General features: G+C 62.4%; 10 protein-coding genes. 5 read left to right on the top strand and 5 right to left on the bottom strand.

The window, feature by feature from the left end; translation table 11 throughout:
• Positions 1 to 123 precede the first annotated feature (123 nt).
• The 4 genes from BBD46_RS00225 to BBD46_RS00210 all read left to right on the top strand — a co-directional run bounded on the left by BBD46_RS00225 (position 124) and on the right by BBD46_RS00210 (position 7,118).
• Positions 124 to 1,920: a cation:proton antiporter gene (locus BBD46_RS00225; RefSeq protein WP_071399777.1), complete on the top strand. Its 1,797-nt coding sequence runs from the start codon at positions 124 to 126 to the stop codon at positions 1,918 to 1,920.
• A complete protein-coding gene (locus BBD46_RS00220; protein ID WP_071399776.1) occupies positions 1,913 to 3,571 on the top strand; it encodes a cation:proton antiporter in 1,659 nt (552 codons plus the stop codon). Before BBD46_RS00225 ends, BBD46_RS00220 begins: the two co-directional genes overlap by 8 nt.
• Positions 3,572 to 3,709: 138 nt before the next feature.
• Complete coding sequence (locus BBD46_RS00215) at positions 3,710 to 5,443, top strand: cation:proton antiporter (RefSeq protein WP_071399775.1); 1,734 nt, start codon at positions 3,710 to 3,712, stop codon at positions 5,441 to 5,443.
• Complete coding sequence (locus BBD46_RS00210; protein WP_084777628.1) at positions 5,430 to 7,118, top strand: cation:proton antiporter; 1,689 nt, start codon at positions 5,430 to 5,432, stop codon at positions 7,116 to 7,118. The genes BBD46_RS00215 and BBD46_RS00210 overlap by 14 nt, the downstream gene beginning before the upstream one ends.
• Positions 7,119 to 7,219: 101 nt before the next feature.
• Here the strand turns inward: BBD46_RS00210 and BBD46_RS00205 are convergent, their stop codons facing one another.
• The 5 genes from BBD46_RS00205 to BBD46_RS00185 form a co-directional block, all read right to left on the bottom strand.
• Positions 7,220 to 8,938, bottom strand: a complete 1,719-nt coding sequence (locus BBD46_RS00205; protein WP_071399991.1) for a cation:proton antiporter — start codon at positions 8,936 to 8,938, stop codon at positions 7,220 to 7,222.
• A complete protein-coding gene (locus BBD46_RS00200) occupies positions 8,931 to 10,778 on the bottom strand; it encodes a cation:proton antiporter (RefSeq protein WP_071399774.1) in 1,848 nt (615 codons plus the stop codon). The genes BBD46_RS00205 and BBD46_RS00200 overlap by 8 nt, the downstream gene beginning before the upstream one ends.
• A 230-nt stretch (positions 10,779 to 11,008) precedes the next feature.
• Positions 11,009 to 11,440, bottom strand: a complete 432-nt coding sequence (locus BBD46_RS00195; RefSeq protein WP_071399773.1) for a hypothetical protein — start codon at positions 11,438 to 11,440, stop codon at positions 11,009 to 11,011.
• Between the two features lie 131 nt (positions 11,441 to 11,571).
• Positions 11,572 to 12,030 carry a DUF2240 family protein gene (locus tag BBD46_RS00190; protein ID WP_071399772.1) on the bottom strand — a complete coding sequence of 153 codons (459 nt, stop codon included), beginning with the start codon at positions 12,028 to 12,030 and terminating at the stop codon, positions 11,572 to 11,574.
• A gap of 94 nt (positions 12,031 to 12,124) precedes the next feature.
• Positions 12,125 to 12,772 (bottom strand): reverse transcriptase-like protein, encoded by a 648-nt coding sequence (locus BBD46_RS00185; protein WP_071399771.1) that lies wholly within the window; start codon positions 12,770 to 12,772, stop codon positions 12,125 to 12,127.
• 195 nt (positions 12,773 to 12,967) lie between these two features.
• Between BBD46_RS00185 and BBD46_RS00180 the strand changes: the two genes are divergently transcribed.
• On the top strand, positions 12,968 to 14,524 hold the full coding sequence (locus BBD46_RS00180) for an ABC transporter substrate-binding protein (protein WP_071399770.1): 1,557 nt from the start codon (positions 12,968 to 12,970) through the stop codon (positions 14,522 to 14,524).
• Positions 14,525 to 14,709: the final 185 nt, after the last annotated feature.

Raw genomic sequence — 14,709 nt, 5'->3', positions numbered from 1 at the left:
GCTTTTCCGATGGGACGAGGTAGCTGGGTGCGACAGAGGCTGTTTCAGGTGCTCGGCCGTCGGAACCGTCGTGGGACTCGGTGTGGTCCGATCGCACCCGTCGGCTACTGCTAGCTCTCGATCATGTCGCTCGGTGGAATCGCACTCGCGACGGACTTCGCGTTGCTCATCGTCGCTGCCGCCGTCCTCAGCTACGCCGCCAGACTGACCGGCCAGCCCACGATCGTCGCCTACATCCTGACCGGTGTCGTCGTCGGGCCGATCGGACTCGGCATCGTCGGCGAGGACCAACTGATCGAGATCCTCTCCGAACTCGGGCTTGGCTTCCTGCTCTTCTTGCTCGGCATCGAGATGCGGTTCGACGATATCCGGGAGATCATGCGCCCGGTCGGCGTGATCGCCGTCGGCCAGGCGGTGTTGCAGGCAATCGCCTCGACCGCAGTCGCGCTCGCCCTCGGGTTCACACTCTTTCAATCGCTGATGCTCGCACTCGCCACCACGTTCGGCGCGACGCCGATCATCGTCAAGGTACTCGGCGACAAGGGCGACCTCAAGACGCTGTACGGCAAGGCAGACGTCGGTATCCTCATCTTCCAGGACATCTACCTCGTGCTGGCGCTCGCCATCCTCACCGTCGGTACCGTCGACGACACCGCCGAGATCGCCACGAGCATCGGCCGGGTGCTCATCCTGATGGTCGCCATCGGCCTCGTCGCCTACGCCGCCAGCAAATACGTCCTTCCGTCACTGTTGCGGGCGAGCGCCGCAAACAAGAGCACGCTGTTCACCGTCGGTATCGCCTGGGCGTTTGTCTTCATCTTCGCCGCGGAGGCACTCGAGTTATCGGTCGAGCTGGGCGCGTTCATCGCGGGCCTCTCGCTGGCACAGCTGCCCTACAGCACGGAGCTCAAAGAGCGGATGCGGCCGGCGACGAACTTCTTCATCGCCGTCTTCTTCGCGAGCATCGCGTTGCAGATGGAGCGCGGCCAGTTGCTCGCCTACTGGCAGGAGGCACTACTCGCCTGTGCGGCCTTGCTCGTGATCAACTTCGGCATCGTTTTCGGGCTGTTCTACAGCCAGCGCTTCGACATGGAGACCTCGTTCCTCGGCACCATCTCGATGTTGCAGGTGAGCGAGTTCTCCGTCGTCCTCGGGGCGCTCGCGGTCAACGAGGGGTTCGTCGAGGAAGGGATTCTCGGCTTTCTCAGCCTGATGGCCCTCGTGACGATGCCGATTTCGACGTACTACGTGCGATACAACCGGGAAATCTTCGATCGAGTCGAACCGTTCCTTTCGCGGTTCGAGCGCGAGGACACGATCGAAGCCGATCCCGTGGAGTACGAGGACCACGCCGTCATCGTCGGTTACAATCGGTTTACCGCAGAGCTCGCGACGCTACTCGAGGACGCCGTCGAGGACGTGGTCATCGTCGAGGACGGTGCGGAGTACGTCGAGGAACTTGCCGAAGGCGACCACGAGTTCATCTTCGGGAACGCCAGACACGGCGAGATCAGACAGGAGGCGAACGTCGCCGAGGCGGACGTGCTCGTGAGCGTCGCTACGCGGGACGACGTCAACCGGCGGCTGGTCGAGGAGACGCCCGAGACGATCTCGATCGTACGAACGACCACCGAAGCGTCGGCCCAGCGGCTTCGCGACCACGGCGCAGACTATGTCGTCGAGACCGCTGGGCTCGTCGGCACTGAACTCGCCGAGTTGCTCGCAACGTTCGACGACCGCGAGGCGTTCGACCAGCGGCTGGCAGAACTGTCGGAGCGAGCGCGAAGCGAGACGCTGCGGGCGAACGAGTCAGTCGATCCGGCGTCGACCAGTCGCGACGACGGCCGGGATCGAACTCGCCACCGCGACGAGGAACGGGATCGACGAAACGACGAAAACGGAGGTGAGACCGATGTATGACGTTCTGTTCGCGCTGACGCTCATCTTCGGCATCGCGGCAGTGCTTCTGGTCGTCGCCGCACAGCGATCGTTGCCGGTGATTCCGTTCTACCTGCTCGCCGGCGTTCTCGTCGGCGTCGTCATCGACGAGTCGCAGTTGCTCGACCTCGCCCAGTGGGGCGTCGCCTTCCTCGTGTTCCTGTTCGGGATCCACGTCGACCTCGGTGCCGTCCGTTCGACGGGTCGAATCAGCGTCGCCGTCAGCATCGTCCAGGTCGCGGTCGTCGGCGGTCTGGCCGTCGGTGCGGGACTCGTGTTCGGCCTCGACGCGACCAACGCCGTTTACCTCGGCGTCGCCGCCGCACTGAGTTCGTCGCTCGTCGCGACCAGTTATCTCGACAGCGCAGCCGACACCCGGCCGACGTACGCCAGACTCGCCGAGTCGATCCACTTCACCGAGGACGTACTTGGCGTGCTCATCGTGCTCTCGCTGAGCGCGTTCGTCTACGCGGCGACGCCAGCCGTCGAACAGTTCGCCGCCGCTGGCGGCATTCTCGCGCTCGCGCTCATCATCCGGTACGCTGTCTTCCACCGGTTGACAGCCCGCCTTCGGGGTGACTCGGAAGTGATGATGCTCATCGGCATCGCCTTCGTCGTCGGCTTCATCGCCCTCGCCGAGGCGGCAACCCTCTCGATCGTCGTCGGCGCGTTCGCCGCCGGCATCGCCGTCGCCGACGACTACCCACATTCACTCGAACTCGTAGACACCGTCGACGACCTCGAGGACTTCTTCTCGCCGATCTTCTTCGTCACGCTCGGCGCGTTGCTGACGCTCCCGGGACTCGAGTCGATCGGCTACACGCTCGTCCTCCTGGTCGCCATCGTCGTACTCAACCCGCTGCTCGCCGCTGCGTTGCTCCTGCGGACCGGCTTCGACGGTCGCACGGCCGTGCTGACCGGCCTCACGCTCGACCAGGTGAGTATCTTCAGCCTCTTCATCGCGATCGAGGCGCTGGCGGCGGAGCAGATCGCCGCCCCCGTTTTCGAGGCGATCATCCTCACCGCCGCGATTACGATGCTCTTGGCGGCGTCCACCGGTCGACACGCCGAGTCGATCAACCGCTGGCTCCGCGAGCGCGGCGTCGTCAGCGCGCTCGGTGAGTCCGTCGGGAAGCGAACGCAGGTTTCCGACGACCTCTCGAATCACGTCATCGTCGTCGACTTCGAACACGGCGGGCGCGAACTGGTGGACTCGAGTACGGCCCACGAGCGAGAGCGACCGCTGCTCGTCATCGAGGACAATCCGGCGCTGTACGACGAGATCCGGGAGGCCTGCGAGAACTACGTCTACGGCGACGTGCTGAACGAGCAGGTCTGGAAACAGGCTCAGCTCGAGGAGGCTGCGCTCGTCGTTGCGCTCACACCGCGGCAGGCACGGGCCAAAGCGGTGGCCGGACTCGAGACGGACGTGCCGCGCATCGTCCGTGTCGACACGACTGAACAGGCGGCCGAGTGTAGCGAGCGCGGGGCGAGCGGCGTGATCTATCCGGACGTGCTTGCGGCCGAACGGGTCGGCGACGATCTCGTGGCGGTTCTCGAAGGAGAGATTTCGCGCGAGGAGTTCGTTGAGCGAGGCCATGATCGAGAGCGAGCCGAGATGGGATCGGAGTAAGGGACAAGTGGGACACTGTCGGAGTAGGAGGACACGGCCATCCTGCAAAATTTGCCAAGAATGGCGGAAGGGCCAGTGACAACGGACAACAACGCATAAAGGTCGGATACACGAAAGCCCATCCGAGCTGGATTTTTGATGAGTGAAATCGCCCTCGCTGCCGACTTTGCGATTATTATAGTGACGGCGACGACGATCGGCGTCATCGCCCGGCAGTTCGGGCAGCCGACGATCATCGCGTACATTCTAACCGGGCTCATTCTCGGCCCCGTGATGTTCGACATCGTCACCGAGGAGGGACTCGTCGAACTCATGGCCGAACTCGGGCTCGGCTTCCTGCTGTTCTTGCTCGGGATGAAGATGCGCTTCGACGACATTCGGGAGATCTTACGCCCGATCGTCAACATTGCCGTCTGGCAGACGATCCTGCAGACGGCGCTGGCGCTGGCAGTCGCGTGGGCGCTCGGCTTCGATCCCACCGAAGTCGCCATCATCGCGCTGGCCACCGTCTTCGGCGCGACGCCGATCATCGTCAAGATCCTCACCGACAAGGACGAGATCACCTCGCTCCCGGGCAAAATCGACGTTGGCGTCCTCATCGTTCAGGACATCTACCTCGTCGTCGTCCTCGCACTGCTCAGTGCCGAGGAACTCGGTAGCGCGAGCGAAATCGCAACCACACTCGGCGTCATTGCCGTCATGATGACCTTCATCGGTGTCTTCTCCATTGCCTCTTCGCGTTATCTCCTCCCGCGACTGTTCCGGCGCATCGCGGACAACAAGGACGTCTTCCTCATCGTCGCCATCGCGTGGGCGTTCCTCTTCATCGCCATCTCCGAATACTTTGACCTCTCGCTCGAAGTCGGCGCGTTCCTCGCCGGGATCAGCATCGCACAGCTTCCCTACAGTAAGGAACTCGAGGACCGGATCACGCCGATCACGGACTTCTTCATCCTCGTCTTCTTCGCGAGTATCGGCCTGCAGCTCGCGGCGGACGATCTGACCGCCTACTGGCTCGAAGCGATCGTCGCCTCCGCAATCCTGATGGTCGGCAACTTCTGGATCATGTTCTACCTGATCGACCGCGAGGGATTCAGCGTCGGAACGTCGTTCCTCGGCTCGATCAACATGGTCCAGGTCAGCGAGTTCTCGCTGGTCGTCGGCGCGCTCGCAGTCACGCAGGACTTCATCGAAACCGACGTACTCGGCTACCTCAGCCTGATGGCACTGCTGACGATGAGCCTCTCGACGTACATCATCAGCTACAACCACACCATCTACGACCGCGTCCAGCCCTGGTTCGAACGGTTCGAGTCCGAAGACAAGGACGACGTCGAACTCGAGTCCCACTCGGATCACGTCATCGCGATCGGCTACGACGAAATCACTGAACGCGTGCTGCCGAGACTCGAAGACGAGTACGGCGATGTCGTCATCATCGACCGGCAAACGGATCACATCGAATCGCTGGAAGCGGAGGGCCAGTACGACTCCATCTACGGCGACTTCCGCCACGGCGAAATCCGCAAGGAGGCGAACCTCAAGGACGCTGCCTTCGTTTTGAGTTCGACCGTCCAGCCCGAGGTGAACAAGGCGCTACTCGAGGAGGCCCCGGACGACGCGACGGTCTTCGTCGAGGCGGAGCGAATCGACGACGCGCGCGAACTCTACGACCGGGGTGCAGCCTACGTCATCATGAGTACGTACCTGACTGCAGAACGGCTGAGCGAGTACATCGAACAGTACGTCACTGACCGGGAGGCGTTCGAGCGGTCAATCGCGGACGACATCATCCGTATCGAACGCGGAGACGGGGCACAGTCTGCACCGTCGGACCCGTCTCGCCAGCAGGGAGGTGATGACGATGACTGATCTGATCACCTCGCTCGCGATCGTGTTCATCGCGGCCGGCTTGTTCTTGCTGATTGCGAATCAGCTATCGCTGTCGCCGGTACCGTTCTACCTGCTCGCGGGGTTCGTCATCGGGGCCGGCGAACTCGTCGCTCAGGACCAGTTGATCGAACTCGCACAGTGGGGCATCGCGTTCCTCGTGTTCACGTTCGGGTACCGGTTCGATTTCAGCTCGGTGCAAGCGGTGCTTCGGGACGCAGAAACGGCTGCTGGCACGCAACTGATCGTCGTGGGGCCGATCGCGTTCGTCGTCGCCACGCTGTTCGGCTTCGGCACCGAGAACGCCGTCTACTTCGCGATTGCGGCGACGCTCAGTTCGACGATCGTGGGCTCCGAGGTGCTCGAACAGGAGATTCGGAACAACCTCGTCCACGGCCGACTCGCCTCGTCGGTACATTTCTTCGACGACCTGCTCGCGATCGGACTGATCGTCATCCTCTCTGCAGACCAGTACACGACGACGCTCGTCACCTCACAGATCGGCTTCGCCGTCCTCCTGTTGCTCGCCTCGATGCTCGTCTATCGCCACGGTTTTCCGCTGCTCGTTCGCCTCGCCGGCGACTCCGACGAACTCGTCATGATGGGGAGTATCTCCATCCTCATCGCCTTCCTCGCCGGTGCCGAACTCGCCGGCCTCTCGGCCGTCGTTGGCGCGTTCGCCGCCGGCATCGCGATCCGCAGCGACGACGTCTCCTCGCTCGGTGTCCGCAACGGTATCGCCTCCATCCGTGACTTCTTCGTCGCTATCTTCTTCGTCACGCTCGGCTCGCTCGTCACGATTCCGAGCTTCGACGTGTTCGTCATCGGGGCCACGCTCACTGCCCTCGTCCTCTTCGTCAACCCGCTCGTGATGACGCTCGCGTTCGTCTTCGAGGGGTACGACGTCCGAACCGCGTTCCTCTCGAGTTCGAGTCTCAATCAGGTGAGCGAGCTCTCGCTCGTTATCGCGATCGAGGCGCTGTTACTCGGGGCCATCTCTGAGACGCTGTTCGAGGGAATCATCCTCGCTGCGGCGGCGACGATGATCCTGACGTCGGTCGCCAGACGATACGAGGAACCGGTCTATCGATCGATCGTCGAACGAGTCGTCGCGGGCCGCCAGACCAGAAAGATCGACGACCGAAGCGACGTCTCCGAGGGGCTGACCGACCACATCGTCGTCGTCGGGTACGGGCGACAGGGGCGGCGACTCGTCGAAACCTGCGAGCGACGCGACATCGACTACGTCGTCATCGAGAACGACCCCGTCCTCTGGGACGATATTCAAACGGAGTGTCGCAACTACGTCTTCGGAGACGCGCTATCTGTCTATCCCTGGGAGAAGGCGGCCGTCGAAGACGCCTCGCTCGTGGTCTCGACTGTCGATCACAGTCTCGTCTCCGAGGCGGTCCTCGATATCGACACCGACGCCGACGTGATCCTCCGCGCCGGTACCTCTGCTGAGGCGCGTGACCTGCTCGACGACGGCGCGACCTACGTGAGTGTCCCCAACGTACTCGCCGGCGACCAACTGGACGATGTTGTCGACACCATCGAAGCCGACGAGGGTGACGCCGACGCGGTCAGACAACAGCACCTCGAGATGTTCGAGACACTCGAGCGCTACGGATTCGCGAGTCGCAACGAACGCATCTGAACAGGCGAAGACAGAATCCGAATCCGGCGGCAGGTCCGACATCCGAACCTTGCTGTGGTTTCGATAGAAGGAATGTCGCTATCGATACAGTCCCGTTACTGTTACTGGAGGTGGTGCTGAATCACATCTGCACGCAACGCCAGATCAGCCTGCCGTTCTTCGCGAAGATCCGCAGCGGTCAGGTCGCCCTCGAGGAGCGCCTCGACGTGTTCGGCGAGTTGCTGGCCAGCGAGCAGTTCCGAGACGCTGACGTAGAGGGCACCGGACTCAAGCAGGGTCCGCGCCTCCGACTGGTCGGTCGCCCGCAGCACGATGTCGGCGTCGAAATTGTAGGAGAGCAGCCGTCTGGAGACGGGCTTTGACGCGACCGTCGAGAGGATGATCCGGGCGTCCTCGACGTTCGCTTTCTCCCAGGTGTAGCTCTCCATTGCATCGCCGACGACCACGGCGTCAGACTCCGCCGCGACCGTCTCCCGGCGTGCCGGATCGTTCTCCACGACGACGTACGGCTGGTCGAGGTCGTCACAGGTCTGGGCCAGTCGCTTCCCCTGGCGACCGTAGCCGACGATGATGACGTGATCGGAGAGATCATCCGGGACATCGCTCCACGCGTCAATTTTGCCGTGTGCACTCGGGAGCAGCCCACGGTTCACGAGCGCGCGGTAGAGCTGTTCGTCGTAGCGTTGGCTCAGACTCGAGGTGACCATCGTCACCGCAGCGGCGAGGATGATCGCATCGAACAGCGTCTCAGAGATTTGCCCCAGCAACAGCGCCTGGATTGCGATGATCAGCGCGAACTCGCTGACCTGATCGATGCTGATGGCGGTGAGCGTCGCTGTCCGTCGCTCGTAGCCTCTGAACAGCAAGACCGCCGTCGTGATCGCCGGCTTCACGACCGCCGTCAGCACGACGATCCCCCCCGCGACGAGGAGTTTGCCGACGGATTCGTCCCAGGCGGCTTCGACGAACGGGAACGTGATGAGCGCACCGACCGTCACGAAGAAGATCGCGACGAAGAAATCACGGACCGACTCGAGTCCGTTGAACAGGCCGAGATACTCGATCGGATCGTGTCGGATCGCGAGACCGGCGGCGAACGCACCGACGATGATCGAGATGTCGGCAGACTGGGCTGCGCCGACGAACGCCGCGAGCAGCGAGACGACGCCGAGAATCATGAGTTCGTCCGAGTCGCCGGCGAGTCGGCCGATGGCGTCGAACAGATACCGATTGACGAGGAAGGCGGCTGCGATCAGCGCGAGCCCGTATCCGACGGCCATCGCGACCGGACCGGCCCCGACCGTTCCTGTGCCGAGTCCGGTTCCGAGGACAAGCACGAGCAGGATCGCGAACAGATCCTGAACGAACTGGATCGAGTTCGAAAGCCGACCGCGGACGAGGCGTGACTGAATGTCCGTTTGTACCAGCCCGCGTCCGACGATCGTCGACGAGAGCGCCGCCGCAATGCCGACGTAGATCCCCTCACTGGGCGTAACACCGAGTGCAACGCTCAGTGCGTACCCGACTGAACCGACGACGAGAATCTGGGCAAGCGCGGCGAGTTCACTGTCCCAGATCACCGAGCGGACAGCGGAGATATCGATACCGACACCGAAGGAAAAGACGAGCAACGCGATACCGTACTGGGCGATTTCGAGAGTGAGCTCGTCAGGGATACCGAACGCATCCAGCCCGAAGCCGGCGGCGATGCCCGCGAGGATGAAAAACGGCACCGTCGGCAGATCGTATCGATTGGCCACGAGCAAGAACGGACCGGTGACGATGAACATGATCGAGACGGCGGTGAGCAGGTCACTCATCGAGACCACCTCCATTGCCACTTCCACTACCACTGTCATTGCTATCGTCAGTTCCAGAGCCAGAACCAAGACCAGTACCAGCACCAGTCCCCGTTTCAACACCACCAGCAGGCCCCGGGAACGGTTCAGTACTATCCAACAGTTCGATATCCGACTCGAGTGCCGCCTCGAGTTCGTCGTCGCTGCCCTCCTCGAGGTACGTCTCCAGATACTCTCCGAGTCTGTCGGCCGCGAGATATGGGGTCATGAGCACACAGTGAACACCGCTTTCGTAGAGCAGACGCGCGTCTTCGAGTCGCTCGGCTTCGACGAGGACAGTCGCCTCCTCGTCGACCGACTCGAGTAACACCGAGTTCACCGCCGGATCGACCGACGACGAGAGAACGAAGTCGGCCTTCGAGACGGCGACATCCTTCCGAATCGTCGCGTTGCGGAAGTCACCGTAGACGGTGTCGTATCCTTCTGCCTCGAGCGTCTCGATGTGTTCGACCGTTCGATCGATGACGACGACGTCGTCGTAGTGGGCCGCGAGCAATGGGAGCGCGTTTCGGGTCACCTCGTCGTAGCCGACGACGACCGCGTGATCCCGATACTCCTGTTTGCCGCCCTCGAAGTCGCCCTCACTCGTAAACCGCGTGATCGTCGGCTCGAAGCGCTCGAATAGCTGGTGGCTGAACTCGATGAGGTACACGGAGACGGCCATCGTGAAGATCGCCAGCAGCGTCATGAAGCCGAGGATTTCGGGCTCGATGAAGCCACCCTCGACAGCGACGGCGGCGACGATGATCCCGAACTCGCTGACCTGAATCATGTTGATACTGCCGAGGAACGTCGTCTCGGAGCCAAAGCCCTGCCAGTCGAGTAGTGAGAAGAAGATGAGGAACTTCACGGGCATCAACACCAGCGCGGCGATGATCGCCTCCGGGGCGTACTCTAAGAGTTGTGCCGCCTCGAGGTCGATCGCGACCGAGACGAAGAAGACCATGACGAACAGGTCCGTCAGCGGGTTGACCCGGTCCTGTAACTCCTTGCTGTACGGAAGCTGTGCGATGGCCACGCCGGCCATGAACGCTCCCATCTCGATCGAGAGGTACGCCGTAATCCCGAACAGTGGCTCGAGAAAGAGGTTGATGTTGTCGGAGACGAACACGAACAGGAACGCCCACGCGATGGCGACGAGGAAGAAGATCTCCTCGTTGTCGGCAATCCGGCGGAAGACGACCGGCAAGACCGTTCGCGAGGAGACGAGAGCCGCAATCGTCACGAGCGCAACGAGGACCAGCACGACGGCGAGGGTCGTCGCAACCTCGGCGAGGCTGTCCGGCTGTCCAGCCGCGAGGACGGCCAGGATAATGACGACGACGACGTCCTGCACGAGCAAGACGCCAACGTCGAGCTTTCCGTGGAGCGAGGTCGCCTCGTCCTTGTCCGTGAGCATCTTGATGACGACCGCGGTCGAACTGTACATCACCGCCAGACCGATCAACACCGACTCGACGAGGCCGAAGTTGAGCGCGAACGCGATGCCTGCACCCACGAGGAAGACCGCGATCATCTGCGGGATCGAGATTTTGACGATCGACGAGAGAACGTGACGGATCTCCTCGAGTCGCATCTTGATCCCGAGCAAGAACAGCAAGAACGCGAGTCCGAGTTCGGAGAGCAGTTCAGTCAGTTCGCTGACCTCGACGATCCCGAGCGCCGCTGGGCCGATTACGACCCCAGCGAGAATGTAGGCGATGATCGTCGGTTGGCCCGTCTGTTTGGCGACGAATCCGGCGAGTGTCGCACTGAAAAGAATAATAGCGAGATCGACGGTAAGCGCAACCTCAGTAGCCATTCTGTTCGAACGATACGAGCGTAGGAAAGTAATAATGTCGAAAGGCGATACCGTAGTTGTCGATTTTGGGTTGGAAACGCCAGACAGTGATCTGCGCCCGGCTGTTCAGAATACCTGATACTACCGGTTGCACCAGGCGAGCATTCCCAATACGACCTCGTCCGTCCGGTTGACCACCTCCGTCTCTATCACGACCGCCGGACCGCAGCCATCACCGGTACACTGTCCAGCTAGTCTGCCGTCTGGACGGCGCTGAGAACTGCCTGCACGACATCCGTTGCTCGCTTGACCTCCGCACCGCTCTCGACGAACACCAGCGTCCGCGGCGGCTGGGTCGCCTTCGGCCGAACGCGAAGGTCGGCCTCGGCGGCCGCCTCAGCCGCACCGTCCTGTCCAGCGGTGAACTTGAGTCGGGCGCGATCCGGCTGGACGAACACCTGGGCGAGTAGTGTGGTGTCGTCATCACCGCTCTCGCCTGCAGCAGTATCCACAGCTCTAGTCATCGTCACATCGTACGCACGCGTTCCATCCGCCGTCGGCTCGACATCCGTGTCCGCGTTCGTGACGGCGAGGGACTCGAGTCCCCCGTCTTCTCGGCCGTCGAGTTCGGAGGAGAGCAGTTGTGCGATTCGGGTGCCGTCGGTGATCCGGTCCTCGACCATGAGTGAGTCTCTGGTAGCTGTTCTGGGTGTGGCGGTTAACGCTCTTCGGCTTCTGGCTTCGGGTTGCTGGGTACTAGCCGCAGGATACTGACCGCTGGTTTCCGGGTGCTGACTTTTAGGGTAGCCGACACCTAGCTGTCTGCGTCAGGGACGAGCGCCGAACGCGCAACCGGAATCAACTCGTCGATGTCGAGCCCCTCGCGGCGGGCGTAGATCACTGCTGCCGTCTCGATCGTGACACCGAGTTCGCCCTGGAGTGTGTTGATCGCCCCGACGGCCTCGTGTTTGGCCATGCCTTCGGCGACGAGCGCGTCGAGGACGCGTTCGAACGCGGAGCGCTCCGTGAGAATATCTTCGTCCGGAACGAACGCTTCCGGAATCGTCACCTCGGTGGGGTCGAACCCGGCGACGAGTTCGTTGCCATCGGGTTCGAGGAGGCCGTCCTGCGTCGCCACGTCGATCAGGCGTTTTGACTGATCGGGCGAGAACCAGTCGCGGTCGAGCGAGAGCGCGACGACGAACTCGTTCTCCTCGAGTCGGTTCGTGCCGTTCTGGACGAACGGGGCGGCGACGGCGACGCGAAGGCTCATCGAAGACGACTCTCTGGAGCGGCGAAATAACGATGGCGGTTCGGCTGCGCTCGGCCTACACGATACCCGATACTCGATGGCGGTGGCGGTTTCGTCAGTCAGAGGCCTGACTGCCACCACCGTTGTTCCGGTTCGCACGAGATGGTGGCGGGAACTCGGTCGGGGACGGCTCCGACTGTGGCGGTTCCGGGAGCACACAGCGGTCGGGTTCGCGGTTGACGTGCTGGTACTGACCGGGTGCGTTCGCGAGCGGATGGGCCGGGTTCTGGTCGCTGTCGATTCGGGCAGCACGGACCTCGCCGAAGCCGGTGAGCCGTGCTTGGATGCCACGCCAGTGATAGCGCGTTGCAGCCGGAATCGAAACCGGTTGTGGCGGTTTTCCATCCGGGTGACTCGTCGCCAGGATCGTATTGTTGACGTTGCTCGCCAGCGCGTCGTGGTCGATGAGGACGCCAACAGATGCGTCCCGCGGCGCGCGTGCGGCGAGTACGTCGAGTCCGAGGTGAAGCGCCCGATACTCGGCGACGTTGTTGTCCGGCGGCGTATCCGCGGTCGCAACTCTGGCGACGCGGGTGCCGTCGCGCGTTTCGATGACGGCGCCGAGCCCGCCACCCGACTGGCGGAAGGACCCATCGGTAGCGACGTAGAAGTCTCGGTGATGGGTCCGCGGGGGGTGGGCGATGTGGGGCGTCGGCGACTCGTCGAACAGGTCCCGCAGTGCGGACCGGCCGTGAGCGGCCATACTCGTGGTACGTCCTGTGTCGCACTTAAACTTGTGGCACGTCTCAGGTGGTGAATCCGTGACAGTGTTCTCTCCCAGAATGTGCCGAGAAAGTGCGTATTTGTCCGCGATACCTAGAGAAATGAGACACTTACGCACGAGATATGTGATGCCGTACCAGTATATATAAATAACAGCCCTTCTATGAGTCAACGTATGCAGGGTGCCAATTATTCACTCGACCGCCGGACGCTACTGCAGCGGACCGGAGCAGCGACGAGTATTGCTGGGCTTGCAGCAATAGCTGGCTGTATTGACGACTCGAACGGTGATGGTGACGACGAGTTCGTCGTCACGCAGGGGGAGTTTGCGACAACGGTCGATCCGAACGACCACAACGACTCGCCGACGTACAACGTGCTCGACCAGGTGTACGAGCCGCTCTGGGACATTACGTCCGACGGTGAACTCGAGCCACGAATCGTCGAGGAGTGGGACCACCCCGACGACAACACGATGGAGCTGACGGTTCGAGACGATGTCGTGTTCCACGAGGGCCAGGAGATGACGGCCTCGGACGTCGCGTACACGATCAACCGTGCCGTCGACGAAGACGTCGGCATCGTCAGCGAACAGGCCGACCGCTACCCCGGTGTCACCGGCGCTGAAGCCGAGGACGACACGACCGTGCTCGTCGAACACGAGTCCGTGGCGTCGCTGGTCGAGTTCAACCTCGCTACCGTCGCGACCGTCGTCAGCGAGGAGTGGATGGAAGACCAGGACCAGCCCGCAAACGAGGAACTGAACGGAACCGGGCCGTACCAGGTCGAAGAGTACACGCCGGATCAGGACATTATCTACACGGCGTTCGACGACTACTGGGGCGATGTCCCCGATATCGACCGCGTCCGCTACCGTGCAGCCAGCGAGGCGAGCACGCGAGTCTCCGAACTCGAGACGGGCGAGAGCGACCTGATCGTCAACGTCCCGCCGACGGACACTGCGGGAATCGACGAACTCGATGACGCCGATATTCGGACGGTCACCAGCCTCCGAAACATCTTCCTGGTCATGCCGAACGACGACGAACCGTTCGACAGCCAGGAGTTCCGCCAGGCGATGAACTACGCTGTCGACGTCGATTCTATCATCGACAACGTGCTCGACGGCTTCGGTGCACCGAGTTCCCAGCCCCTCCCAGAGGGTGTCTTCGGCTACAACGACGAGCTGGACCCATACCCACACGATCCTGAGGAGGCCGAAGCGCTCGTCGAGGAGAGTGGCTACGAGGACGTCGAAATCACACTCGAGTCGCCCGAGGGACGATACCTCAACGACACCGAAGTCGCGGAGACGGCGGCCCAGCAGATCGACCAGCTGGACAACGTCTCCTGTGACTTCCAGATCGTCGACTTCGAGAGCCTCACCGAGTCCTCGCTCGACGGCGACCCGTCGACGTCGCCGGACTTCTTCCTTATCGGCTGGGGGAACCCGACGTACGACGGCGACTACGGCCTTACCCCGTGGTTCGTCGAGGGACAGGCGTCGTACAACTTCATGGACGACGACATCGAGGAGATGATCACCGAGAGCCAGAGCGTCGACGATCCGGACGAGCGCGAAGAACTCCTCCAGGAGATCAACGCAGAGCTCTACGAGGCAGCGCCGTGGGTCTTCCTCCACCGCGAGGAGAGTATCTACGGGATCCGCTCTGACGTCGACTGGGAGCCACGCGCCGACGAAAGCATCTTCCTGGACGAGATGCAGCGGTAGGGATCAAGAACAGGACACGAAACACGACTCGCCACTCGCCACTCGTGCCCGTCGACCGTCACTGACTACTCGCCACCCGAAACACGCGATGCCTGCTGGGGAGGCAGCTTCCGCGACTTCGGGTAGCGGTTCGGTGATCGGTGATCGGTGTCGGACCCACACGACGTGGCGAACCGACACCAACG

The organism is Natrialba sp. SSL1, assembly GCF_001861355.1.
In the GTDB taxonomy this organism is placed as follows: domain Archaea; phylum Halobacteriota; class Halobacteria; order Halobacteriales; family Natrialbaceae; genus Natrialba.
This window is presented reverse-complemented; position numbering and strand designations above follow the sequence as displayed.

Bases quoted from the DNA above. Each gene is read 5' to 3' on its own strand.
- BBD46_RS00190 (WP_071399772.1), bottom strand. From the start codon at position 12,030: ATGAGCCTTCGCGTCGCCGTCGCCGCCCCGTTCGTCCAGAACGGCACG.
- BBD46_RS00215 (WP_071399775.1), top strand. From the start codon at position 3,710: ATGAGTGAAATCGCCCTCGCTGCCGACTTTGCGATTATTATAGTGACG.
- BBD46_RS00195 (WP_071399773.1), bottom strand. From the start codon at position 11,440: ATGGTCGAGGACCGGATCACCGACGGCACCCGAATCGCACAACTGCTC.
- BBD46_RS00180 (WP_071399770.1), top strand. From the start codon at position 12,968: ATGCAGGGTGCCAATTATTCACTCGACCGCCGGACGCTACTGCAGCGG.
- BBD46_RS00210 (WP_084777628.1), top strand. From the start codon at position 5,430: ATGACGATGACTGATCTGATCACCTCGCTCGCGATCGTGTTCATCGCG.
- BBD46_RS00220 (WP_071399776.1), top strand. From the start codon at position 1,913: ATGTATGACGTTCTGTTCGCGCTGACGCTCATCTTCGGCATCGCGGCA.
- BBD46_RS00185 (WP_071399771.1), bottom strand. From the start codon at position 12,772: ATGGCCGCTCACGGCCGGTCCGCACTGCGGGACCTGTTCGACGAGTCG.
- BBD46_RS00200 (WP_071399774.1), bottom strand. From the start codon at position 10,778: ATGGCTACTGAGGTTGCGCTTACCGTCGATCTCGCTATTATTCTTTTC.
- BBD46_RS00225 (WP_071399777.1), top strand. From the start codon at position 124: ATGTCGCTCGGTGGAATCGCACTCGCGACGGACTTCGCGTTGCTCATC.
- BBD46_RS00205 (WP_071399991.1), bottom strand. From the start codon at position 8,938: ATGAGTGACCTGCTCACCGCCGTCTCGATCATGTTCATCGTCACCGGT.